The sequence below is a fragment of the Stenotrophomonas sp. T8 genome (assembly GCF_051853085.1).
Classification (GTDB): domain Bacteria; phylum Pseudomonadota; class Gammaproteobacteria; order Xanthomonadales; family Xanthomonadaceae; genus Stenotrophomonas; species Stenotrophomonas sepilia.
The window spans coordinates 4023727-4047500 of sequence record NZ_CP195329.1; the positions used below are offsets into that span (position 1 = coordinate 4023727).

The window sequence follows — 23774 nt, forward strand, 5'->3', positions numbered from 1 at the left end:
GGTCGTGGCCGGCTTCTTACTGGGCCGGCACGCCCATTTCCTTCAGCAGTTCCGGCGCCGGGTAGACCTTGGCCAGCAGCCAGCGCAGGTAGCGCATGTCCACGTGCACGGCGCGCTTGTAGCGCGGGTCGAACCACCAGCTGGCGCTGACCGACTCCCAGTTGCTGTCGAAGTTCAGGCCGATCAGTTCGCCCTTGGCATTGAGCACCGGCGAGCCGGAGTTGCCGCCGGTGGTGTCCAGGTTGGTCAGGAAGTTGACCGTCTGGGTGTTCAGTGCCGGATCGGCGGTGCTGCCGAAGTCACCCTTGGCGATCGCGGCCAGCAGCGGCTTGGGTGCGTCGAACGGATAGGCGCTGGTGTTCTTCTCGACGATGCCGGCCACGGTGGTCACCGGCGAGTAGGTCACGCCATCGCGCGGGTGCAGTGCCTCGACCTTGCCGTAGCTGATGCGCAGGGTGCGGTTGGCATCCGGGTACACGGCGCGGCCCTGCTTGGCACGCCAGGCGAACAGCGCCTGCATGTAGGCCGGGCGCAGGCGCAGCTGCTCGCCCTCGCGGGTCTTGCTTTCGTTCTCGATGCGCAGCTGCGCGGCCACCAGCGGGCCGGCCACAGCGATCAACGGATCGGCGGCCAGGGCCTTGCCTTCGCGCGCAGCCGCGAAGCGCGACAGGCGCTGCGCCTCGTCACCCAGCTGGGTGCCGGCGTACAGGGTGTCCAGTGCCTTGGCCAGCTGCTGCGGGGTACGGCCGAAGGCGGCGTCGAACTCGGCCACGCGCTGCGCGTCCGGCAGCTGCTGGTAACGGGTCAGCAGGGTGGTCAGCAGGGCCTTCTCGACCTCCGGTGCGTAGCGGCGCTGGACCTGCTTGAGCACGCCTTCGATCATCGCCTGGTCGCGCTGCTGGTAACCGCTCTCGCGCTGCGCGTCCGGTTTGGCCGATTCGATGCGCAGGCGCTCCAGCAGCAGCGCCGAGCGCAGCAACTGGCTCTGTGCGGCCATCTGGTCCAGCAGCAGGTCACGCTCGCCCACCGCCGCGCCCTGTGACAGGTTGGCCAGCAGCGCCTTGATGTCGCCTTGGTACCTGCGGTCGGTGGCGGCCAGCATCGCGGTCTCGTCGGCGGCACGCTGGGCCTTGGCATCGCTGCGCAGCAGGCCTTCCAGCTCGCCGGCGGCGCGCTTGCGGTTGTTCTTCAGTGACTGCAGCTGCGAGGCGTAGCGGGTGCGTGCCTGCGCGTCCTTGGCGGTTGCCGCCTCGATGGTGTCGATCATCTGCTGGAACACGGACACGCGGCGCGGCAGCACGGTGTCGATCTGGCCGGCGAACTCGGCAGCGGTGCGGTGGCGGTAGGTGATGCCCGGGTAACCGGCCAGCATCGCGTAGTCGCCTTCCTTCGGGCCTTCCACCGACATCTGCAGGTGTGCCGGCGCCTGGTAGGGCACGTTGTCCTTGCTGTAGGGCGCCGGCTTGCCGTCCTTGCCGACATAGGCGCGCAGCAGGGTGAAGTCGCCGGTGTGGCGCGGCCACATGAAATTGTCGATCTCATCGCCATAGTTGCCGATCGCACGCGGCGGCGCGTACACCAGGCGCACGTCGCTCAGTTCCAGCTGGGCGATGCGGTAGAAGTCGGTGCCGTAGTACATGTTGGCCACCGAGCAGCGCACGCTGCCGTCCTTCTCGCACTCGGCCACGATCTGCTTGCTGGCCGCATCGACGGCGTCGAAGTACGCGCGGCCGGTCTTGCCACGGGCCTGCGCCAGCACCTGGTCGGTCACCTTGTCGAAGCCGACGGTGACCAGCACGCGGAAGTCCGGGTTGGCCGGGCGCTCATCGGCACGGTCCCTGGCGATGAAGCCACCGTTGATCAGGTCGTGCTCTGGGGAGCTGTTGTACTGGATCACGCCCATCGCCACGTGGTGATTGGTCAGCAGCAGGCCGTCGCTGGACACGAACGAGCCGGTGCCGCCGCCCGCGCGCACCACCGCGCTCAGCGGCGGCGCGGTGACGTTGGCCAGGTCGGCCGGATTGCCCTTGAAGCCAGCGGCCTGCAGCGGCTTGGCCAGGTCCGGCAGCTGGGTCGGCATCCACATGCCTTCATCGGCGTGGGCACCAGCGGCAAGGGTCAGGCCCAGGGCCAGGGCGGTGGGAAGGGCTTTGCGTGGCGACATGAGGCAATCCGGTACGACAGAACAGCCCGGGACCATAGCCGCTGGGGCCGGATGGGGCAACGGCCAATGGTTGGGGGCACGTACCTGTAGAGCCGAGCCCACGCTCGGCTGCTCTTCTGCCCGCCCCACCATCCCGCGCTGCGCGCAGAAGCCGAGCATGGCTCGGCTCTACAGGGATGCCACGGCGGGTTACTTCTCCCGCCGCCAGTTGATCGAACCACGGTTTTCCACCGTGCTCGATTCCACTTCCACATCAAACCCGCGGCGCAGCAGGTACTTCAGCGTGATCACCGAACCGGCGCCCACCAGCGACACGCCGTAACCCACGTAAAGCTTGGGCGAGATGTACTTGCCGACGCCGATCACCGAACCACCCAGCGCGCGCGACTGACTCACGCCTGCATCATCCAGGCCCAGCTTGGCACCCAGCTGCGAGGCGAGCAGGCCACTGCCAGCCGAGAGCGCCGCCGAGGCCGCGTTGACCTGCTGCGCCTGGTCGCTGCTGGCGCCGGTCAGGCTGCGTCCCAGCACCAGATAGGCCAGTGCCTCGGACTGCGACATCGCCGGATCGGACCACACGTCGGCACGCGGTTGCTGGGCACGCCCGGTCACGTCGATGCCGGCGGTGACATCACCGATGCGGCGCTCGGCGCGGATGTTGATGCGTGGGTCGGACACCGCGTTGTAGTTCCAGTTGAGGTTGCCGCGGGTGATGGTCAGGTCCTGACCATACGCCTTGTAGCGGCCGCTCACTTCCAGGCCGCCATTGGCGGTCATTTCGCGGCCGGGCTTGGCCCAGACCTGCATCTTGCCGGTCAGCGCGCCCTTCAGGCCGAAGCCGGTCATCTTGACCTTGTCGCCCAGGCTGACGGTCAGGTCCATGTCCAGCGGCGAGGTGCGCGACTCTTCCGGATCGGCCGGGTCGAGCACCACCACGTCTTCGGATACCGAGGTGCCGCGGTCCAGGCGTTCCAGGTCGATGTCGGCCTCGGGCACGTGCACGGTACCGCGCAGCTCCATCGCCGCCTTGGCCAGGGTGAAATCGAGGTTGGGGTTGGCGACGATGCGCAGTTCGCTGGTGTTGGACAGCAGCACGTTCTCGCCATGGATCTTCAGCTGCAGCGGCTGCGCATCGCCGAACCACGACAGGCCACCGTCCACGTACAGCGTGCCCTGGCCGGAGTTGGCCTGCGCGGTGATCTTGGCCGAACCATCGGGCTGGGCCACGAAGCTGCCCTTGCCCTGGTCGAAGGTCAGGCCGAGCGCCGGGAATTCACCCTTGAAGTTGCTCAGCTGTGCGTCGCCACCCAGCGACGGCTGGCCTCGCGTCCCGCGCAGGCTGACGTGGCCTTCGATCAGGCCGGTCGGTCGCACGATGTCCGGCGAGAACAGCTCCAGCCAGTACAGCCGCGACATGTTGAGGTAGAGCTCACCATTCAGCGGCGCACTGGCTTCCCAGCCGGTCTGCATCCTGGCGTCGACGAAGCCATTGCCCTGGAAGCCCATGCCCAGGTAGCCCTTGATGCTGGCCGGGGTCATGTCGAGCTTCAGCGAGAACTGGTCATAGCGCACCAGCTCGCCGCGGGTGGTATCGCCCACAGTGTTGCGGTTCTCACCCAGGCGCACGCCGCCTTCCTTCGAGCGCACTTCCACATGGCCTTCCCAAGCGTTGCCGCGCGGGCGGATCTGCGCGTCCAGGCTGACATCGCCGCGAAGGTAAATGCGGCGGCCGGACTGCGGCGGCAACCACGGCTGCACCAGCGCCAGCGGCAGCGCGTCGCTGCGCACCACCAGGCCTTCGCGCGGCCAGTTGGCCTGTGCGCACAGCGCGCCGCTGCTGGCGGCGGCCAGGCAGGCTTCGGACAGCGTGTAGGTGCTGCCGTTGATCGCGAACGCCGCCGGTGCACGCAGCGCCCAGGCATCGCCCTTCACCGGTGCGATGCGCAGCGACGCCAGCTCGCCACGCCACTGCGTGCCCTGCTGGCGCACGCTGCCCTGCAGCTCGACCGCACCCATCTCGTTGCGGGTCTGCGCAGCCAGGCGCAGGTTGGACACACTGCCCTGCGCGTCGATGTTCAGCCGCTCCAGCAGCATGCCCGCGTTGACCTGCTGGCCCTGCACCGCCAGCGTGCCGCTGTCGCCGCGCCACGGCAGGCGGCCCTTGATACTCACGCTCTCGGCGCCGTAGCCATCCCAGTCGAGGTTGTTGCCGACCAGGTCGGCGGTGATGTCCGGCGCATCGCGCGGGCCCTTCACCTGTACCTGGCCACGCAGGCCACCGTCGGCGCCGGGCAGCAGGTCGCTCAACTGCAATGGCTCGAAACGCGCATCGATGTCGAGGCGGTCGCCGACCTTGCCCGACGCGGTCACCCGGCTGCTGCCCAACGCCAGTTTCAGGTCACCCTGGCCCTGCGCGCCCTGCAGCGCGAACTTGCCCTGTGCGTCGAGATTGCGCTGGCGCAGCATGCCCTTCAGCGAGGGCAGGTCCACCGTGGCTTCCAGCGTACCGGCGGTGCCCGGCAGCGCGTTTGCTGGCGGCGGCAGCTGGCGGCCCTTGGAGGCCAGGTTGCCGGACAGGCGGCCATTCCAGCCTGGCACGAAATAGCCGGGGTCGAAGTCCTTCAGCGTGGCCTTGGCGTCCCAGTCCAGCTGCGGCGCCCACGCCACCTGGCCTTCCACCTGCAGCTGCCCACCCGGCGTCTGCGCCTGCAGCTGGTGGATCGACGCGGCCTGGTCGTTGCCACGCACATCGAAGTGCAGCTGCGCCTTCTGCTTTTCGCGTTCGACCTCGGCGCGGCCGATCGCCGCCCAGGCCTTCAGGGTACCGGCCAGGCCGAAGCGTGCTTCCTTCAGAGTGACCGGCACCGGCGCGCTGCCGGCGGTGTTCGGATCAGGCGCCGGTACATAGGTCAGGTCACGCGCGACCACCGAGAAGTTGAGCTTCTGCTGGTCTTCCTGGCTGAAATCGGCGGTACCCTCCAGGCGGGCTTCGCCACCGAGACCCTTCAGCAGCAGCGGCGAAACCTTCAGCACCTGGTCCTGCAATGACACCACGGACGGTGCCAGTTCCAGTTCCTGCTCGCCCTGCTTCACCTTGCCACGCAGGCTGGCATTGCCGCCCTTGCCAGCAGCAGTGAAATCCAGCGACAACGGCGTGATCGCCGAGCTCGCCAATGCCGGCGACAGAAGCGCCAGATCGAGCTCGTCGCTGCGCACGCTGGCATTCCACGTCGGGTCGGTGCGGCCATCGAACACCAGCATCGCGTGCAGCGGCTTCGGTGCACGCCCGGCCACCGCCACTTCCATGTGCGACAGGTCACCGCGGGCGACCAGGCCGACGGTAGCGGCCGTGCGCCCACGCGGTGCCGGCAACACCGCCGTCACCGTCACGTCGGTGTCGTAGTCCTTGGCCGGGATGTAATGGCCTTGGGCAGTGAAGTTGCCCATGTCACTGTCCACCACCAGCTTGTGCGCCTGGAACTCGCCGTTCGCGATCTCGATGCCGCCGCGCACGCGGCTGACGTCGATCACCGGTTCGTTGGCCTGGCTGATGCGGAAGCCATCGATGGCGATGGCATCGGCCTGGATCGCCAGCGGCATCTCGATCTGCGGCAGGGAATCGGGCCAGGACGGCAGCTTGAACGGCTCATCGCTCTTGGCCAGGTTCAACGTCGCGTTGGTCAGCTCCAGCTTGTCCAGCAGCAGCTTGCGGCCCAGCAGCGGGCGCAGGTCCGGCTCCAGGTGCGCACGCTCGGCGTGGAAATGGATGTCGTCATAGCGGAAGTCGACGTTGTACAGGGTCAGCGGTCCGGCCACCGGACCCTCCACCTTGTCCCAGGTGAAGCTGGCACCCACCGGCAGCCGCGCCACCACCTGGGCCAGCAGTACGTCACGGCCGGCCACGGTCTGCAGCAGCCAGTACACCGCCAGCAGGGCCAGCAGCACCAGGCCGATCACGCCGGCGCCGGACCATGCCCAGAAGCGGCGACGGCGATAGAAACGCACGCGTGGCGGCGGGGTGTTCGGGGTCGGTGCGGGCGTGCTCACAGGTCCGCTCCGATGTTCAGGTACAGCTGGAACTGCGAATCCGGGTTGTTCAGGCCGTGCGCCACGTCGATGCGCACCGGGCCCACCGGCGATTTCCAGCGCACGCCGAAGCCGACGCCGGTATGCAGGTCGATGGTGTTGTCGAAGGCACTGCCGGTATCGACGAACACCGCCGCACCCCAGGGGCCACCGTTGAAGTAGTGCTCGTACTCGGCCGAGCCGATCACCAGGTTCTTGGCACCCAGCGCGTACTTGTCCGGCTTCGGCGTACGCGGGCCGACCTCACGGTAGGCGTAGCCGCGGATGCTGCGGTCACCACCGGCGAAATAGCGCAGGCTCGGCGGCATCGCCACCAGATCGCTGGTCCAGGTGGTGCCGCCCTCGCCGCGCAGGATCAGGCGATTGCTTTCACCCACCGGGATGTACCAGCGCAACACGGCATTGGCCTGCACGAAGCTGGTATCCGAGCCGGCGCCTTCCACGCCGGCACGCACCGTCGCCGCGCCGCTGATGCCCTTGCGCGGGAACATCTCGTCGTCGACGTTGACGTAGTCGGCAACCATCTGCGGGTACACCAGCGTCGAGGTGTTGTAGACGGCGTCGGTGAATTCGGTGCCGGAGGCATAGCGCCAGCGCTCGCGCAGCGCGTTGATCGAGGCGATCGCGGTCCAGTGCTCGTTGATCTCGCCGCTGCGGCTGGCGATCAGCTTGAAGTTGCGCAGGTCGATGTAGTCGGTCTGCTCGTCGTACGCGCTGGCGGCGAAGGTGTACCAGCCATCAAGCCAGTTGAAGGCCGGAATGCGGTAACTGGTGACCAGGCTCTTGCGCTTCTGCGCATAGTCCAGCTGCGTGTTCATCTTGTGGCCGCGGTTGTTCAGGAACCGCCGCTCGATGCCACCGCGCACACCCGGGCCGCTCTCGCTGCCGTAGCTCAGGCCTGCGGTGTAGATGGTGCGCTTGGCCCGGGTCAGCTTCACGTCCACCGGCACTTCGCCGTTTTCATCGGCCTGGTCCGGGCGCGGCTGGATGTCGATCACGCTGAAGTAGTCCAGCTTGGTCAGCGACTCGCGCAGCCGGTCCAGCTTGCCCTCGTGGTAGTAGCTGCCCTGGTCCCAGTACACCAGTGGATCGAACAGCTTGTCGACGAAGTAATCCTGCTCGAAGCGCACCGGGCCCATGTTGTAGCGGCGGCCGCTGTCCCAGGTCAGGTCGATGTCGGCGGCGTTGTCGGCGCGGGTGATCTGCACCTGGCGCTGGGTGTAGTCGGCATCGAAGTAGCCACGCTCGGCCAGGCGCCGGGTGATGGTGATCTTGCTGGCTTCGTACTGGGTGTGCTCGAAGCGCTGGCCCTTGCGCGGCTTGAAGGCGGCCAGGTCGTCCTGCAGGTACTGGTCGTACATCGCCGGGCCGGTGATGTCGATGTGCTCGCGGCGCACGGTCACCGGGGCGCCCTTGTCGACATGGATCAGCACGCGCACGTGCTCATCCTCGCGCGGCGCCTCGACCTTGATCACCGGGTTGTAGTACCCGAATGGTTCCAGCGCCTGGCGGGTCTGCCGCTCGGCCTGCGACAGCAGATACTCCAGGCGCGATTCGCCCTGCTCCTTGCCGATCGTGTCGTACAGCGACAGCGATTCCTGGATGTTCTCGATGATTGCGGCGTCGTCGCCCTTGTCCAATCCCTTGATGTCCACCTTGTCGATGGTGCCGCGCGCATGGACCACGGAAGTGGCGGCCAGCGACAGGACCATCAGCGGCAGGGCGTATTTCTTTGGCTGCATGCGGCACAGCATACCGACCGGAGGTGACGATGCGAAATGCATCACGTCATTGCGGATCGGTTGTTAAGTGGCGGTCAAAATACACCGCAAAGTGTCGATTGTCGCAACCGACCAATCAGGATGCCGGCATCGTCCACGATGTCGGCAATGACCCCGATAGACAACGCCGGCGATGTTCCGGTAGTGCCGGCCGCTGGCCGGCACCCCACAGATCGGGGGCAATGCCGGCCAGCGGCCGGCACTACCGATACGGGCGTCAGCTCGACAGATGCTCGATCGCCGCCACCTTGCCCAGGCGCTCGCCCAGCATCGTCAGCAGCGCCAGGCGGTTGCCACGCAGTGCCGGATCTTCCGCGTTGACCATCACGCCATCGAAGAACGCGTCGACCTGCGGACGCAGGCGCGCCAGGCGTGCCAGCACCGCCACATAGTCCTTCTGGTGCAGGCTGGCGCCGGTGTCATCGATGGCGGCGGTGACCGCTTCGGCCAGCGCGCGCTCGGCATCTTCCTGCAGCAGCGCCGGGTCGATCTGCGCCGGAATCTCGCCCTCGGCCTTGCGCAGGATGTTGCGGATGCGCTTGTTGGCCGCGGCCAGCGCCTCTGCCTCCGGCAGCGCGGCGAAGGTGCCGATCGCATCCAGGCGGCGATCGAAGTCGTACAGCGAGGCCGGCTTCAACTCGGCCACCGCGTTGAAGTGCGTGGCCGGCACGCCCTTGTCGCCGTAGTAGCCCTTCAGGCGGTCGAGGATGAAGTCGTACAGCTCGCCGATATCGGCCTGCACGTTGCGCGCGGCCAGGCCGGCATTGGCGCTGGCCATCAGCGCGCGCAGGTCCAGTTCGAAGCCGCTTTCGATGATCGTGCGGGCCAGGCCCAGCGCATTGCGGCGCAGCGCGAACGGATCCTTGTTGCCGGTCGGCTTCAGGCCTGCAGCGAAACCACCGGCCAGCGTATCCACGCGTTCGGCGATGGCCAGCACCTTGCCCAGCGGCGACAGCGCGATGTCGTCACCACCGAAGCGTGGCTGGTAGGCCTCGTCGATGGCCAGCGCCACGTCGGCCGATTCGCCACCGGCCACGGCGTAGTGGCGGCCGGCGATGCCCTGCAATTCCGGGAATTCGTTGACCATGCGCGACTGCAGGTCGTTCTTGGCCAGCTCGGCAGCCCGCTTGGCCTGCGCCGGATCGGCACCGACCTGGGCTGCGATCACTTCGGCCAGTGCGGCCACGCGCGCCACCTTGTCGGCCACGCTGCCCAGCTTGGCCTGGTAGGTCACCGTCTTCAGGCCGTCGCCCATCGACACCAGGCCCTGCTTCAGGTCCTCGTCGAAGAAGAACTTGGCATCGGCGAAGCGCGGGCGGATCACCCGCTCGTAGCCCTTGGCCACTTCGGCCACGTCCTTCGATTCGATGTTGGCGATGCCGATGAACTTCTCGGTCAGCGTGCCGGCGGCATCCAGCACCGGGAAGAACTTCTGGTTGATCTCCATCGTTTCGATCAGTGCTTCCTGCGGCACTGCCAGGAAGGCGCGTTCGAAGCTGCACAGCACCGCCGACGGCCATTCGACCAGGTTCACCACCTGCTCCAGGTTGTCTTCAGTGATGCGGGCGCTGCCACCGGCCCCGGCTGCAGCGGCCTCGACCTCGGTGACGATGCGCGCGCGGCGCTCGCTCGGGTCGACCAGCACGAACGCGGCGCGCAGCGCTTCAACGTAGTCCTGCGGCTGCGCCAGCGACACGACCTGGTCGTGGTGGAAACGATGGCCACGGCTGGCGCGGCCGGCCTGCAGGCCGAACAGTTCGGCCTCGACCACGTTGGCGCCGTGCAGCAGCACCAGCCAATGCGCCGGGCGGGCGAAGCCCCAGGCGTGGTCGCCCCAGCGCATCGGCTTGGGAATCGGCATCGCCGCGATCGCCTCGCGCAGGATGTCCGGCAACAGGCTGGCGGTGCTCGCGCCCGGGGTCACCGCGCGGTGCACGAAGCGCTCACCCTTGTTGTCGGTGGTCTTCTCCAGCGCAGTCCAGTCGATCCCGGCCTTGGCGGCGAAGCCCTGCAGGGCCTTGGTCGGCTGGCCTTCGGCATCCAGCGCGATGTTCAGGTACGGGCCCAGCACTTCGCTGTGCTGTTCCGGCTGTTCCAGGCCGACGCCCGGCAGCAGCACGGCCAGCCGGCGCGGGGTCGACAGCGGGCGGGCATCGCCCAGCTCCAGCGCGACGCCACGCTTGCGCAGGCCTTCGACAACACCGTCGAAGAACGCCTGGGCCAGGCCCGGCAGCGCCTTGACCGGCAGCTCCTCGGTGCCCAGTTCGATCAGCAGGGGGGACAATTGGCTCATCGGTTCGATCCTGTGGTGGGGGCGCAGCGCGCAACGCGTCCGGCGCCCCGGGTAGTTGATGAAAAGCGCGACGGTGCAGGAAGGCGGTCAGGCCTTCTTCGCACCCGGGAAGCCCAGCTTCTCGCGCTGCTCGTAATACGCCTTGGCCACCGCCTGGGCCAGCGCGCGCACGCGCAGGATGTAGCGCTGGCGCTCGGTCACGCTGATCGCGCGGCGCGCATCGAGCAGGTTGAAGGTGTGGCTGGCCTTCATCACCTGCTCGTAGGCCGGCAGCGGCAGGCCCACTTCCACCAGCTTCTGCGCTTCACGCTCGCAGGCATCGAAGCGGTGGAACATTTCGTCCACGTCGGCGTATTCGAAGTTGTAGGTGCTCTGCTCCACCTCGTTCTGGTGGTAGACGTCGCCGTAGGTCACCGGCTGGCCGTCCGGGCCGTAGGTCCAGACCAGGTCATAGACGTTGTCGCAGTTCTGAAGGTACATGCACAGGCGCTCGAGACCGTAGGTGATCTCGCCCAGTACCGGGCGGCACTCCAGGCCACCGGCCTGCTGGAAGTAGGTGAACTGGGTCACTTCCATGCCGTTGAGCCAGACTTCCCAGCCCAGGCCCCACGCGCCCAGCGTCGGCGATTCCCAGTTGTCCTCGACGAAGCGCAGGTCGTGCACCAGCGGATCGATGCCCAGTGCCTTCAGCGAATCCAGGTACAGCTGCTGGATGTTGTCCGGCGCCGGCTTCATCGCCACCTGGTACTGGTAGTAGCGCTGCAGGCGGTTCGGGTTCTCGCCGTAGCGGCCGTCGGTCGGGCGCCGCGACGGCTGCACGTAGGCCGCGTTCCAGCTTTCCGGACCGATCGCACGCAGGAAGGTGGCCGGGTGGAAGGTACCGGCGCCCACCTCCAGGTCGAGCGGCTGGATGAGCACGCAGCCCTGCTGGGCCCAGAACTGGTTCAGGGTCTGGATCAGGCCCTGGAAGGTGATCGGAACGGTCGGGGTCGCGGACATGCGTACGAGTCTTGGCCGGCAAGGGGGTGCGCTAGTATAACGGCCGACCTGCGGGGCATTCCGTACCCGGGAGGAGCAGGCAGATGGAACATCGGCTGCCGGTGGGCACGCCCGGCGAGCCAGGCGGCGTCCCGCTGCCGTGGGGCCGCCTGCATTTCGAGCAGGTGGGTGCGGCGCTGCTGGCCGACGGCCTGGTCGCCGAGCACGAGGGCGAGCGCATGCGGTTTTCCGCACAGGGCGCGCGCAATGCCAGTGAAGTGCACCCGCTGGTGCTGCTGTCCAACCTCAAGCTGGCCACCCGCGACGGCGGCGAACTGACCCTGGAACGCCTGACCGAATGGCTGGCCCAACGCACCGGCAACCGCTACCTGCGCATCGATCCGACCCGGGTCGACGTCGCTGCGGTCACCGCGCTGGTCTCCCACGCCTATGCCCGTCGCCACCGCTTCCTGCCGCTGGCAGTGGATGCCGAACGGGTGCTGGTGGCCACCAGCGAGCCGCTGGTGCAGGAATGGCGCCGCGACCTGCAGCACCTGACCCGCCGCCGCATCGAGCTGGCGGTGGTCAATCCGCTCGACCTGCACCGCTACACCATGGAGTTCTACGGGGTGACCCATTCGGTGCGTGGCGCGCGCGGCGACGTCCGCGGCGAGGCCAACACCACCCTGCCCAGCTTCGAGCAGCTGGTCGAGCTGGGCCGCACCGGCGACGTCAATGCCGACGACCAGCACATCGTGCACATCGTCGACTGGCTGCTGCAGTACGCCTATGAGCAGCGCGCCTCGGACATCCACCTGGAACCGCGCCGCGAGATGGGACGCATGCGCTTCCGCATCGATGGTGTGCTGCACAAGGTGTTCGAGGTGCCGCCGGCAGTGATGACCGCGGTGGTCAGCCGCATCAAGGTACTCGGCCGCATGGACCTGGCCGAGCGCAGGCGCCCGCAGGACGGCCGCATCAAGACCCGCTCGCCGGGTGGCCGCGAGGTCGAGATGCGCCTGTCGACCATGCCCACCGCCTTCGGCGAGAAGTGCGTGATGCGCATCTTCGACCCCGATGCCGCCTTCAAGAGCATCGACCAGCTCGGTTTCAGCCCGCAGGAGGCCGCTGGCTGGAATGCCCTGGTCGAGCGCCCGCACGGCATCGTGCTGGTCACCGGCCCGACCGGCTCGGGCAAGACCACCACCCTGTATTCCACGCTGAAGCGGCTGGCCACGCCGGACGTGAACGTGTGCACGGTGGAGGACCCGATCGAGATGATCGCCCCCGAGTTCAACCAGATGCAGGTGCAGGCCAACATCGACCTGGACTTCGCCAGCGGCGTGCGCACCCTGCTGCGGCAGGACCCGGACATCATCATGATCGGCGAGATCCGCGACCTGGAAACCGCGCAGATGGCGGTGCAGGCCTCGCTGACCGGCCATCTGGTGCTGTCCACCCTGCACACCAACGATGCACCGTCGGCGGTCACCCGCCTGCTCGACCTGGGCGTGCCGCACTACCTGCTGGCCAGCACCCTCAACGGCATCCTCGCCCAACGCCTGGTGCGCACCCTGTGCCCGCACTGCAAGCAGCCGCACACCCTCGGTGCGGCCGACTGGGCGGTGCTGGCTGATAGCCAGGCTGCATATCCAGATGCCGCCACGCCCTGTCGTCCGGTCGGTTGCCTGGAGTGCCGGCGCACCGGATTCCTCGGCCGCATCGGCCTGTATGAGTTGCTGCCATTGGGCTCGCGGCTGCGCGGGCAGATCCGCGCCGACATGGATCTGGCCGGTTTCACCCGTGCCGCGCGCGCTGAAGGGCTGCGAACCCTGCGCCAGGCCGGGCTTGAAAAGGTGGCGCAGGGGCTGACTACAATCGAGGAAGTCCTGTCAGTGCTGCCGCCCCCGGATGAACCCAGCCCCCTTCCTGATCCTTGAAACCGGCCGCCCGGTACCGTCGCTGCGCCGCTACGGGCGCTTTCCGCACTGGATCCGCGTCGCCGCCGGGCTGGAGGAACATGAGACGGTGGTGGTCGATGTCGAACACGGTGGCGCCCTGCCCGATCCGCACGGTTTTGCCGGGGTACTGGTGACCGGCTCGGCCGCCTTCGTTACTGACCACGCCGACTGGAGCGAGCGCAGCGCGGCGTGGCTGCGCCAGACCGCCCACGCTGACCTGCCGGTGTTCGGCATCTGCTACGGCCACCAGCTGCTGGCGCATGCGCTGGGCGGTGAGGTGGCCTACAACCCGGCCGGGCGCGAGTCCGGCACGATCGAACTGGAGCTGCAGCCACAGGCGGCACAGGATCCGCTGTTCCAGGGCCTGCCGCAGCACTTTGCCGCCCACGCCACCCACCTGCAGACCGTGCTGCGCGCGCCCGACGGTGCCGAGGTGCTGGCACGCTCGCCGCTGGATGGCTGCCACGCGTTCCGCTGGGGGCGCCAGGCCTGGGGCGTGCAGTTCCACCCCGAATTCGCCACCCACCACATGCGCGGCTACGTGCGCGCCCGCGCCGACTGCATCGGCCGCCACGGCGGCTGTGCGCGCAGCATCGAGCGCGCAGTCAGCGCCGCACCGCTGGCCCGCCAGCTGCTGCGCCGCTTCGTCCGACAGGCGCGGCTGTCTTCAGCCCAGCCGGCGGCAAAACAGGGATAATCAGCGGCACGGGCAACCGCCCGTCCCCTCCTGTCCTTCCCGGATGTCCATGAAAGAGATTCGCAAGCTGCCGGCCTCGGCGGGCGCCCAGTGGTTGCTGGATACGTTCTCGCTGTATCGGCGTGCGCCGCTGCAGCTGGCCCGGATCGGCCTGGCCTGGCTGCTGGTGAGCTGGGTGGTCACCCTGTTGTCGACGCTGATTCCCGGCGCCGCCGGCATGGCCGTGCAGCTGATGACCCTGGCCATCTCGCCGATCATGTTCGGCGGCATGCTCTACGCCGTGGGTGAGATCGACGAAGGCCGCCCGGGCCTGTCCTCGCACCTGCTGCAGCCGATCCGCGACCACCGTGTCAGCCACCTGCTGGTGCCGCTGGCGATCCAGGTGCTGGCGGTGCTGCTGCTGGGCGCGTTGCTGTTCATGATGATCGGCCGCGAAGGCTTCACCGCCTTCAGCGAGGTCATGACCAAGATGGAAGAGATCAGCCGCAGTGGCCAGCAGATCAAGCCGGACGATGCCGCGGCGCTGGTCGCCAACCTGCCGGCCAAGCGCATCGCACTGTGGATGCTGCTGGTGTTCCTGAGCGCGGTGGCGCTCTCGCTGGCGATGTTCACCCAGCCGGCGCTGGTGGTGTTCGACAAGCAGAGCGGCATGCACGCGCTGCGCCTGAGCCTGCAGGGCTGCATCGAGAACATCGGCGCGATGATCGTGTTCGCCGTGCTCGGCCTGATCGCCGCGTTCTGCATCTACATCCTGTTCGTGATCGTGATCCAGATCGCGATGCTGATCGGAGGCCCGCTGGCCGCCGCCTTCATCGCCCAGCTGGTGCTGACCACGGTGCTGATGCCGCTGTATGTCGGCGCGGTCTACGCCGCGTGGAAGCAGATGTTCGTGCACCGTGGCAGCCGCGCAGCACCGCCGGTCCCGACCACCCCGGCCTCAAGCGACATCTTCCACGCCTGACGAAAAAGGGGACGGAGGGGATTAAGTCGTTTGTGCCACTGTGCCGATAACGACTTAATCCCCTCCGTCCCCTTTTTTAGGCGGCGGGTTTCTTCACCGCCGACGATGGCACCAGCCAGCGTGCGGCGTGGATGCCCAGCTCGTAGAGCAGGCACATCGGGATCGCCAGCATCAGCTGCGAAACCACGTCCGGCGGGGTCAGCACCGCCGCCAGCACGAAGATGCCGACGATCGCGTAACCACGTCCTTCCTTGAACTGCTGCGGCGTCACCCAGCCCAGCAGGACCAGGATCACCATCGCCACCGGCAGTTCGAAACTGCCACCGAAGGCGAAGAAGATCGCCAGCACGAAATCCAGGTAGGCATTCGCATCCGGGGTGATCGCGATCACGTCCGGGCTGAAGGTGGTCAGGAAATGGAACACCGCCGGCAGCACCAGGAAGTAGGCGAAGGCACAGCCGGTGTAGAACAGCAGTACCGAAGACACCAGCAGCGGCACCGCCAGGCGCTTCTCACGCGCGTAAAGCCCCGGGGCGACGAAGGCCCACAGCTGGTACAGCAGCCACGGCACCGCCACGAACAGGGCCACGAAGAAGGTCAGCTTCAATGGCGCGAAGAAGGCACCGGCCGGATTGGTCGCGATCATCGTCTGCCCGTTGGGCAGCTGCGAGACCAGCGGTTCGGCCAGCGCGTTGTACAGCTTCTGGGTAAATGGCAGCAGCGCCAGCAGCACCACGCCCAGGCCCAGCAATGCGCGCACCAGGCGGCCGCGCAGCTCCACCAGATGTTCGACCAGCGAGCTTTCGCCGAAATCCTGTTCACTCATGGCTGGCGCTCCGGGCTGCTCTGCGGCGGCGGCGCACCGGCTTCAGGGGGTGTCGCCGGCGTCGGCTCGGGAGCAACGCTCTCCTGTGCCGGCGCATCGGCATCGGGCGCAGCGCTCATATGCGGCGGCAGATCCGCAGGCGCCGGTGCGCGAACCTCCTGCGCCAGCGTATCGCCCTGCTGCTGCGCCTGCTGCGCTTCGCGACGGATCGCTTCACCGCTGGCGCGCAGCTGGTTCTCGGTGTCCTGCATGCCTTGGCGCACGTCCTGCATCTGCCGCTTGATGTCCTCGGCCTGCAGTTCGCGCTCCAGTTCCTGTTTCACCGAATCCCACTGATTGCGGGCACGGCGCACCCACAGGCCGGCGAAGCGGGCCGCCTTGGGCAGGCGCTCGGGACCGAGCACCACCAGGGCGACCACCGCGATCACCAGCAGTTCGCTGAAGCCGATATCGAACACCGCAACCGCTCCGGATCAGCGAGCGTTACGGTCGTGCTCGTCCTGCGCGGTGCGCGAGGCGTCCTGGCTACGCGACTCATCGCCCAGCTGCGCGTTCGGCTTGTCTTCGTCGCGCATGCCCTTCTTGAATTCCTTGACAGCCGAGCCGAGGTCCTTGGCGCCACTGGTCAGGCGCTTGGTGCCGAACACCAGCAGGACGATGGCCAGCACGACCAACCAATGCCAGATGCTGAAACTGCCCATAAAGACGCTCGTTACGTTAGTGATCAGGCTGTCGAGCATAGCGCACCGGGTGTCAGCCGGCGCGCGTGACGAAAGTCAGTTTCCGCCCAGCGTTTCCGTGCGGATTTCGCCGTCGTTGACCGGCTGGAAGCCCTGCTGCTGCGGCGGCGGGTTCTGCGGCACGTTCTGCAGCGGCGCGGTGGTGGCTTCGGTTGGGGCGGCCGGCGCTGCCTGAACAGGCGCCGGCGCAACCGCCGGGGTCGCCGCCGGACGCGGTGCACTGCCACCGTTGCCGTTGCGGTTGTTGCGGGCGGCGTAGGTGGCCTCTTCCAGACGATCACGGAAGGCGACCACGTCCATCGACGGCGCACCGGCGGCGCGACCTTCGAAGATCATGCGCGGCGTGGTGTTGCTGCCGTAGGCGTCAAGGTTGGCGGCATCGTCGATCTGCAGCACCGCACCATCCAGCGCGACGCCCGCGAACAGCCCACGGGCACGCGACCAGGACCAGATCTCGGCCTTCAGCTGGCCGTCGGTGGCGGCGGCGGCATTGCGGCCGACCGGACCGGCGGCAACGCCGGCATCGGCGCCGAGCGTGAACTTGCCGTTGACCAGATTGTCCAGGCTGCGGTCGTTGCGGAACACCAGCACCACATCCGAAGATTGCACGCCGGCCTGGAAGCCGATGCTGCCACCGGTGAGCTTCACGAACACCGGGTTGGACCATGCGCCATTGGGCATGCGCACCGACATCAGGCCGTGGCCACGGCGACCGCCAATGACTAGACCGGCCTTGATCGTGTCGGGAATGACGATGACCGCGCGGCCTTCGTCGAGCAATTTATCCGGAATGCCCTGTTCAGGAATTTCCTGGATTTCAGCCAGCACGCGCACGGCGTTGCGGGCGCGCTGGTCTTCCTGCGGTCCGGCCATGGCCTGGCTGGACAGCAGGCTGGCGGCGATCAGCAGGGCTTGGATCGGGCGACGCATGGCAGGCTCCAGAAGTCAGTCCATAGGAAGATATAGCAAGTGACTGAAATTAGTGGTGTTGCCATGAATCCCCAATGAGCGTTCCCTGCCCGCATTGATGCGCGCTATGCCTGCAATCCGAACCCTGCATCCCGGTGCGGCGCCGGATAGGCGACAATATCGCCCATGCTCGACGCACCCGATACCGCCGTGCTGGCGGTCAACCTAGGCACGCCCGAGACGCCGACGGCCCCCGCCGTACGCCGTTACCTGGCCGAATTCCTGTCCGACCCGCGCGTGGTCGCGATTCCGGCACTGCTCTGGCAGCCGCTGCTGCGCGGGCTGATCCTGCCGCTGCGAAGTGGCCGGTCGGCGGCCAAGTATGCCCAGGTCTGGCTGCCCGACGGCTCACCGCTGATGGTGCATACGCGCCAGCTGGCGCAGGCCATGCAGGCCCTGCTGCCGACCCTGACGGTGCGCCATGCGATGCGTTACGGCGAACCGGCGCTGGCCGGCGAGCTCGACCGTCTGGCCGCCGACGGCGCGCGCCGGATCGTGGTGCTGCCGCTGTACCCGCAGTACTCCACCACCACCACCGCCTCGGTCGAAGACCGGGTCGATGCGTGGCAGCGCCGCAACCCGGGCGTGACCGTGAGCCTGGTGCGGGATTACTCGGTCGATCCCGGCTGGGTCGAGGCCGTAGCCGGATCGATCCGCCGCTACTGGGAACAGCACGGTCGCGGTCAGAAACTGATGTTTTCCTTCCATGGTATCCCGCAGCGCCTGGCCGACGCGGGCGACCCGTATCCGCAGCGCTGCGAGGCCAGTGCGCAGGCCATCGCCAATGCACTGGGCCTGGGCAAGGACGACTGGCAGATGGGTTACCAGTCGCGCTTCGGCCGCGAGCGCTGGTTGCAGCCGTATGCCGAGCCCAGCCTGTGGGCGCTGGCCGAGTCCGGCGTGAAGCAGATCGACGTGGTCTGCCCCGGATTTGCCACCGACTGCCTGGAGACGCTGGAAGAGGTTGCGCTGGGCTTCACCGAAACACTGGCCGAGCGCGGTGCGACGATGCGCTACATCCCCTGCCTCAACGCCGAGCCGGAGCATGCACGCGCCCTGGCACGGCTGGCCGTGTCCTCGCTGGCATGAGCCTGCAACCGTTTGAACTCCAGGTCGGGGGCGCACGCGTCGCCGGCCTGCGCAACCACGGCGGCGGCCCACGCGTGCTGGCCCTGCATGGCTGGCTCGACAACGCCGCCAGCTTCGTGCCGCTGGCGCCGCACCTGTCGGCGTTGCAGCTGGTTGCCATCGATCTGCCCGGCCACGGTCACAGCGCACACCTGCCGGCGGGTGCCAGCTACACCACGGCCGCCGCGATCTGCCACGTACTCGATGTCGCCGACGCGCTGGGCTGGGACCGATTCAGCCTGCTCGGCCATTCAATGGGTGCCGGCATTGCCAGCCTTACCGCCTCGGTCAGCGACCGTGTTGATCGGCTGGTGGCGATCGAAGCACTCGGCGGCCTGCGCGGTCCCGAGGAAGAAACGGCGCATCGCCTGCGCGAGCATGTGAACGCCACGCGGGCGTTGGCACGCAAGCAGCTGCGCGTGTTTCCCGATCTGGCAGCGCCGATCCGCGCGCGGATGATGACCAACCAGCTCAGCGAACCCTGCGCACGGCTGCTGGTCGAGCGCGGCGTGGAACCGGTCGAAGGTGGCTACCGCTGGTGCAGCGACCCGCGCCTGATGCTGCCCACCGCGATCCGCCTCAGCGAAGGCCAGATCGACAACCTGCTGCAGGCCATCGCCTGCCCGACGCAGGTGATCTATGCCACGCCGGCGCAGTCCTACTATCCCGAGCCGATGCGCAGTGATCGCCTGCAGCACCTGCGTGATGGACGGCTGGCCGTGTTTCCCGGCAACCACCACCTGCATATGGAAGACCCGGCACGCATCGCCGAGGTGATCCTGCGCTTCCTCGGCAACGACAACGCCGGCTGAGTCGCAGCGTCCGCGCACTTCATTCTGCGCAGTTGCGGCCGATACATCGGTTGCGGGCCACTGCGTCCGCAGCACGTGGGCCCGGTCGGGCCTGCGGCGTGTGTCTGGTCCTGCAAGGAAGTCCGCATGCCCGCTCCATTGCTCCGTCACCCACAGGATGTGGTCACGGCGCCCCGTCTGCGCGACGTTGATTGCGTCGCATTCCCCGAATTCCCGGTCCATGCCCTGGCCACGCACTCGTGCGTGCGCCACCGTGTGGCCGTAGCCGTCTGCTGATCCAGGAGTCGCCGATGTCCGCTGCATCCACTCGTCCCCCCGATACCGCCCGCCTGCCGCATCTGCAGCAGCTCGCCCACCGCGCTGACCGCCGATTGCTGATCGGCAGTGCGGCACTGGCGGTGGCCGGCCTGGTGCTGGCCCTGCGCGGGCCTCATGCCCTGACCGCCTCGCTGGTTGCGGCCGCTGTGCTGCCTGCCATATGGCTGGCCGGTCCCAAGGCCGGCCATTGCGTCACCCGCAATGGCCTGGCGCTGTTGTTGTCGCTGCAGCTGGCAGGGCTGTGCGCGATCACGGGCCTGTCACCGGCGTTGCCGATTGCACTGCTGCTGGGCGTGCTGTTGAGCCATCGTGATCGCCTGCCGGTATGGCTGGCCGGTGGCATCGGCACGCTCGCGCTGCTGGCGCCGTTGCAGGACGGTGCCGCGCTGTGGCCAACGCTGCTGCAGGCCAGCATGTTCGCGGGCCTGACCTTGTTCCTCGGCCAGGTCGCACTGCGCCTTCGGCAGCAGACCGAGGCCCTTGGCCACGGCCCGCGTCGGCTTGCCGCGCTGGCACGCGACATTGCCACCGGTGCCGATCTTGGTGCACATGCCGACACCAGCGCCTATGCACCGGGTTCACTCGCCCACGCCCTGGCCGACACTGCACGCCACGTGCAGACCCAGCGTGGACTCGAGGCGGCGGCGCATGCCGAGAATGCGCAGATCCGCCAGGCGCTGGATGCCTCGCGCACTGCGATGATGATCGCCGACAACGATCACGTGATCCGCTATGTGAACCGCTCGGTGGTGGCTCTGCTGCGCAACCAGCAGGCGACACTGCGCCAGGCCTTCCCTGACTTCGATGCCGAACGCCTGGTCGGCAGCAGCATCCATCGCTTCCATGCCAACCCGGACCGCATCCGCGCCATCCTCAATGGCCTGCAGACCAGCCACAACGGCAAGGTACAGATCGGCCCGGTGCACTTCGCCCAGGTGGTCACCCCGGTGTTCGATGCACAGGGCATGCGCCTCGGCTTCGCCGTGGAATGGCATGACCGTACCCAGGAGCTGGCGCTTGAGAACGCCGTGGCCGGCATCGTCGCTGCTGCCGCTGCCGGCGATCTGGGCCAGCGCCTGCAGGCAACCGAAGGCGCCAGCTTCCTCGATGGCCTGACCGGTGGCATCAACCAGCTGCTCGATACGCTGGGCAGCACCGTCGATGAAGTACGGCAGATGCTTTCGGCGCTGGCCAACGGCGATCTTGATCGGCGCATGCGCGGTGAGTACCACGGTGCCTTCGCCGCGATCCAGCGCGATGCCAACGCCACCGCCGGCCAGCTGGCGCGCATGGTGGGGCGCATCCAGCAGTGCGCAGCCTCGATCAGTACCGCCGCCAGCGAGATCGCTGCAGGCAATGGTGCGCTGTCCGAGCGCAGCGAGCGCCAGGCGGCGCACCTGCAGGAAACCGCTGCCTCGATGGAGGAGCTGACCGCCACCGTGCGCCAGAATGCTGCGCATGCGCGCGAGGCCAGTGAGCTGGCTGCGTCCACGCAGAGCGCCGCCAGTGATGGCAACACCGCGATGCAGCGGGTTGTCGACACCATGCAGGCGATTGAAGGCGCCTCGAAGCGGATCGGCGACATCACCGGCGTGATCGACGGCATCGCCTTCCAGACCAATATCCTCGCGCTCAATGCGGCGGTGGAAGCCGCGCGTGCCGGTGAACAGGGCCGTGGCTTCGCCGTGGTGGCCAGCGAGGTGCGCGTGTTGGCGCAGCGCTCCGCCGCCGCCGCACAGGAAATCAAAAAGCTGATCGATGAGGCAGGCCGGCAGGTGGGCGAAGGTGCCCAGCTGGTAGCCGACGCCGGCAAGCGGATGCAGGGCATTGCCGGCGGCGTGGAGGATGTCAGCCACCTGATGCGCGAAATTTCCGCAGCGTCGCAGGAGCAGTCGACCGGCATCGAGCAGATCAACCAGACCGTGGTGCAGATGGACCAGGCCACGCAGCAGAACGCGGCGCTGGTGGAAGAAGCCACCGCGGCCGCACGCGAGCTGCAGTCGCAGGCGGGGACGCTTACCGAGGCGGTATCGGTGTTCCGCCAGCAGGAACCGCACGAGGTCCCGCGGGCCGCCTGATCCGGGCCTGCAATGCGATCCTGGTCAAGACGGCGCCCGCAGGGCGCCGTCTTTTTTTTTGCCTGCTTCTGCGTGATGGGTCAGGAAAAGTCCGCTTCCGGATCTGCCGTGAGGAGCGGCCAGCCCTGTTTGGCGCCGCATCCACACACGGCGTGGATCTACCGGTAGTGCCGGCCGCTGGCCGGCAATCGATTGGTAGCGGCCAACCTTGGTTGGCGCAATGCTTCCTCGTGGACGGCATCCACGCATGGCGTGGATCCACCGGGCGATGTAACGCCATCGGGTTGCCGGCCAGCGGTCGGCACTACCCACGTTTCCTGCGCACAAAGAAAAACCCCGCTGCGTCAGCAGCGGGGTTTTGGGTATAAACCCTGGCGATGACCTACTCTCGCATGGCTTGAGCCACACTACCATCGGCGCAGCTGCGTTTCACTTCCGAGTTCGGGATGGGATCGGGTGGTTCCACAGCGCTAATTTCACCAGGGAAGCTTTTGGAGCGTCGCACTCGTCCCTGGGGGACAAGGCGCCAGCCTCGCATAGTTCTTGTGACGTAGCGTGCACTTGGATGCTCTTACGACGCTGTCGTAAAGCCAAGGCAACTTGAGGTTATATGGTCAAGCCGCACGGATCATTAGTATCAGTTAGCTCAATACATTGCTGTACTTACACACCTGACCTATCAACCACGTAGTCTACATGGTTCCTTCAGGGGGCTTGTGCCCCGGGAGATCTCATCTTGAGGCGCGCTTCCCGCTTAGATGCTTTCAGCGGTTATCGCTTCCGAACATAGCTACCCGGCAATGCCACTGGCGTGACAACCGGAACACCAGAGGTTCGTCCACTCCGGTCCTCTCGTACTAGGAGCAGCCCCTCTCAAATCTCCAACGCCCATGGCAGATAGGGACCGAACTGTCTCACGACGTTCTGAACCCAGCTCGCGTACCACTTTAAATGGCGAACAGCCATACCCTTGGGACCGACTACAGCCCCAGGATGTGATGAGCCGACATCGAGGTGCCAAACACCGCCGTCGATATGAACTCTTGGGCGGTATCAGCCTGTTATCCCCGGAGTACCTTTTATCCGTTGAGCGATGGCCCTTCCATACAGAACCACCGGATCACTAAGTCCTAGTTTCCTACCTGCTTGATCCGTCGATCTTGCAGTCAAGCACGCTTATGCCTTTGCACACAGTGCGCGATGTCCGACCGCGCTGAGCGTACCTTCGAGCTCCTCCGTTACTCTTTAGGAGGAGACCGCCCCAGTCAAACTACCCACCATACACGGTCCCCGACCCAGATAATGGGCCCAGGTTAGAACGTCAAGCACGACAGGGTGGTATTTCAAGGATGGCTCCACCACAGCTAGCGCCATGGTTTCATAGCCTCCCACCTATCCTACACAGACGAACTCAACGTTCAGTGTAAAGCTATAGTAAAGGTTCACGGGGTCTTTCCGTCTTGCCACGGGAACGCTGCATCTTCACAGCGATTTCAATTTCACTGAGTCTCGGGTGGAGACAGCGCCGCTGTCGTTACGCCATTCGTGCAGGTCGGAACTTACCCGACAAGGAATTTCGCTACCTTAGGACCGTTATAGTTACGGCCGCCGTTTACTGGGGCTTCGATCAAGAGCTTCGCCTTGCGGCTGACCCCATCAATTAACCTTCCAGCACCGGGCAGGCGTCACACCCTATACGTCCACTTTCGTGTTTGCAGAGTGCTGTGTTTTTGATAAACAGTCGCAGCGGCCTGGTTACTGCGACCCTCTTCAGCTATAGCTCGCACGAGCCACCAAAAAGGGTGCACCTTCTCCCGAAGTTACGGTGCCATGTTGCCTAGTTCCTTCACCCGAGTTCTCTCAAGCGCCTGAGAATTCTCATCCTACCCACCTGTGTCGGTTTACGGTACGGTCTGCGTAAGCTGAAGCTTAGGAGCTTTTCCTGGAAGCGTGGTATCAGTGACTTTGCCATAAAGGCTCGT

The 23774-nt window shown here is 66.8% G+C and carries 15 protein-coding genes and 2 rRNA genes (1 of these 17 running past the window's edge); 6 read left to right on the forward strand and 11 right to left on the reverse strand.

The genetic code is table 11. The features are described 5' to 3' along the window. Positions 1-16: 16 nt before the first annotated feature. The 5 genes from ACSDHM_RS18645 to glyQ form a co-directional block, all read right to left on the reverse strand. Complete coding sequence (locus ACSDHM_RS18645; protein WP_228336657.1) at positions 17-2164, reverse strand: S46 family peptidase; 2148 nt, start codon at positions 2162-2164, stop codon at positions 17-19. 189 nt (positions 2165-2353) lie between these two features. After that, positions 2354-6211 (reverse strand): translocation/assembly module TamB domain-containing protein, encoded by a 3858-nt coding sequence (locus tag ACSDHM_RS18650; protein ID WP_439426484.1) that lies wholly within the window; start codon positions 6209-6211, stop codon positions 2354-2356. Further along, entirely contained in the window at positions 6208-8004 is a 1797-nt protein-coding gene (locus tag ACSDHM_RS18655) for an autotransporter assembly complex protein TamA (protein WP_032954656.1), read from the reverse strand. The genes ACSDHM_RS18650 and ACSDHM_RS18655 overlap by 4 nt, the downstream gene beginning before the upstream one ends. A gap of 244 nt (positions 8005-8248) precedes the next feature. Beyond that, positions 8249-10324 (reverse strand): glycine--tRNA ligase subunit beta, encoded by a 2076-nt coding sequence (gene glyS, locus ACSDHM_RS18660; RefSeq protein ID WP_439426485.1) that lies wholly within the window; start codon positions 10322-10324, stop codon positions 8249-8251. An 87-nt stretch (positions 10325-10411) separates the two neighbouring features. Continuing rightward, positions 10412-11323 carry a glycine--tRNA ligase subunit alpha gene (gene glyQ, locus ACSDHM_RS18665; RefSeq protein WP_049412007.1) on the reverse strand — a complete coding sequence of 304 codons (912 nt, stop codon included), beginning with the start codon at positions 11321-11323 and terminating at the stop codon, positions 10412-10414. Between the two features lie 83 nt (positions 11324-11406). Here glyQ and ACSDHM_RS18670 point away from each other — a divergent pair, with 83 nt between their 5' ends. Genes ACSDHM_RS18670 through ACSDHM_RS18680 form a run of 3 tightly spaced genes read left to right on the forward strand, consistent with a single transcriptional unit; the run spans position 11407 to position 14921 of the window. Further along, a complete protein-coding gene (locus ACSDHM_RS18670; protein ID WP_439426486.1) occupies positions 11407-13242 on the forward strand; it encodes a GspE/PulE family protein in 1836 nt (611 codons plus the stop codon). Further along, on the forward strand, positions 13214-13960 hold the full coding sequence (locus ACSDHM_RS18675) for a glutamine amidotransferase (protein ID WP_065177803.1): 747 nt from the start codon (positions 13214-13216) through the stop codon (positions 13958-13960). Before ACSDHM_RS18670 ends, ACSDHM_RS18675 begins: the two co-directional genes overlap by 29 nt. A 49-nt stretch (positions 13961-14009) precedes the next feature. Continuing rightward, positions 14010-14921: a BPSS1780 family membrane protein gene (locus tag ACSDHM_RS18680; RefSeq protein WP_072168855.1), complete on the forward strand. Its 912-nt coding sequence runs from the start codon at positions 14010-14012 to the stop codon at positions 14919-14921. A gap of 76 nt (positions 14922-14997) precedes the next feature. Here ACSDHM_RS18680 and tatC read toward each other — a convergent pair whose 3' ends face one another. The 4 genes from tatC to ACSDHM_RS18700 all read right to left on the reverse strand — a co-directional run bounded on the left by tatC (position 14998) and on the right by ACSDHM_RS18700 (position 17417). Beyond that, the gene (gene tatC, locus ACSDHM_RS18685) at positions 14998-15747 is read right to left on the reverse strand and encodes a twin-arginine translocase subunit TatC (RefSeq protein WP_005420449.1); all 750 of its coding nucleotides are present in this window, start codon (positions 15745-15747) and stop codon (positions 14998-15000) included. After that, positions 15744-16205: a Sec-independent protein translocase protein TatB gene (gene tatB, locus ACSDHM_RS18690; protein WP_072168854.1), complete on the reverse strand. Its 462-nt coding sequence runs from the start codon at positions 16203-16205 to the stop codon at positions 15744-15746. The genes tatC and tatB overlap by 4 nt, the downstream gene beginning before the upstream one ends. A gap of 15 nt (positions 16206-16220) precedes the next feature. Continuing rightward, positions 16221-16448, reverse strand: coding sequence for a Sec-independent protein translocase subunit TatA (tatA, locus tag ACSDHM_RS18695; RefSeq protein ID WP_005420453.1), 228 nt, complete (start codon positions 16446-16448; stop codon positions 16221-16223). A 75-nt stretch (positions 16449-16523) separates the two neighbouring features. Beyond that, complete coding sequence (locus tag ACSDHM_RS18700; RefSeq protein ID WP_061480672.1) at positions 16524-17417, reverse strand: lipid-binding SYLF domain-containing protein; 894 nt, start codon at positions 17415-17417, stop codon at positions 16524-16526. Between the two features lie 165 nt (positions 17418-17582). Here ACSDHM_RS18700 and hemH point away from each other — a divergent pair, with 165 nt between their 5' ends. The 3 genes from hemH to ACSDHM_RS18715 all read left to right on the forward strand — a co-directional run bounded on the left by hemH (position 17583) and on the right by ACSDHM_RS18715 (position 21792). Continuing rightward, entirely contained in the window at positions 17583-18545 is a 963-nt protein-coding gene (gene hemH, locus ACSDHM_RS18705; RefSeq protein ID WP_065177801.1) for a ferrochelatase, read from the forward strand. Next, positions 18542-19396 carry an alpha/beta fold hydrolase gene (locus tag ACSDHM_RS18710; RefSeq protein ID WP_111202116.1) on the forward strand — a complete coding sequence of 285 codons (855 nt, stop codon included), beginning with the start codon at positions 18542-18544 and terminating at the stop codon, positions 19394-19396. Before hemH ends, ACSDHM_RS18710 begins: the two co-directional genes overlap by 4 nt. Before the next feature lie 290 nt (positions 19397-19686). Then, positions 19687-21792 carry a methyl-accepting chemotaxis protein gene (locus ACSDHM_RS18715; protein ID WP_072168853.1) on the forward strand — a complete coding sequence of 702 codons (2106 nt, stop codon included), beginning with the start codon at positions 19687-19689 and terminating at the stop codon, positions 21790-21792. Between the two features lie 369 nt (positions 21793-22161). On the opposite strand, the gene rrf is transcribed toward ACSDHM_RS18715, so the two are convergent. Both rrf and ACSDHM_RS18725 read right to left on the reverse strand, forming a co-directional pair. Then, positions 22162-22276 (reverse strand): 5S ribosomal RNA (gene rrf / locus ACSDHM_RS18720). 126 nt (positions 22277-22402) lie between these two features. After that, positions 22403-23774: ribosomal RNA gene (locus ACSDHM_RS18725) — 23S ribosomal RNA — on the reverse strand; it runs 1506 nt beyond the window's last position.

What these genes read in the sequence shown, in the direction of transcription:
- ACSDHM_RS18670 (WP_439426486.1), top strand. Translation starts at nt 11,407, where the DNA reads ATGGAACATCGGCTGCCGGTGGGCACGCCCGGCGAGCCAGGCGGCGTC.
- tatC (WP_005420449.1), bottom strand. Translation starts at nt 15,747, where the DNA reads ATGAGTGAACAGGATTTCGGCGAAAGCTCGCTGGTCGAACATCTGGTG.
- ACSDHM_RS18655 (WP_032954656.1), bottom strand. Translation starts at nt 8,004, where the DNA reads ATGCTGTGCCGCATGCAGCCAAAGAAATACGCCCTGCCGCTGATGGTC.
- ACSDHM_RS18645 (WP_228336657.1), bottom strand. Translation starts at nt 2,164, where the DNA reads ATGTCGCCACGCAAAGCCCTTCCCACCGCCCTGGCCCTGGGCCTGACC.
- glyS (WP_439426485.1), bottom strand. Translation starts at nt 10,324, where the DNA reads ATGAGCCAATTGTCCCCCCTGCTGATCGAACTGGGCACCGAGGAGCTG.
- hemH (WP_065177801.1), top strand. Translation starts at nt 17,583, where the DNA reads ATGCTCGACGCACCCGATACCGCCGTGCTGGCGGTCAACCTAGGCACG.
- ACSDHM_RS18680 (WP_072168855.1), top strand. Translation starts at nt 14,010, where the DNA reads ATGAAAGAGATTCGCAAGCTGCCGGCCTCGGCGGGCGCCCAGTGGTTG.
- ACSDHM_RS18715 (WP_072168853.1), top strand. Translation starts at nt 19,687, where the DNA reads ATGTCCGCTGCATCCACTCGTCCCCCCGATACCGCCCGCCTGCCGCAT.
- glyQ (WP_049412007.1), bottom strand. Translation starts at nt 11,323, where the DNA reads ATGTCCGCGACCCCGACCGTTCCGATCACCTTCCAGGGCCTGATCCAG.
- tatA (WP_005420453.1), bottom strand. Translation starts at nt 16,448, where the DNA reads ATGGGCAGTTTCAGCATCTGGCATTGGTTGGTCGTGCTGGCCATCGTC.
- ACSDHM_RS18700 (WP_061480672.1), bottom strand. Translation starts at nt 17,417, where the DNA reads ATGCGTCGCCCGATCCAAGCCCTGCTGATCGCCGCCAGCCTGCTGTCC.
- ACSDHM_RS18710 (WP_111202116.1), top strand. Translation starts at nt 18,542, where the DNA reads ATGAGCCTGCAACCGTTTGAACTCCAGGTCGGGGGCGCACGCGTCGCC.
- ACSDHM_RS18675 (WP_065177803.1), top strand. Translation starts at nt 13,214, where the DNA reads ATGAACCCAGCCCCCTTCCTGATCCTTGAAACCGGCCGCCCGGTACCG.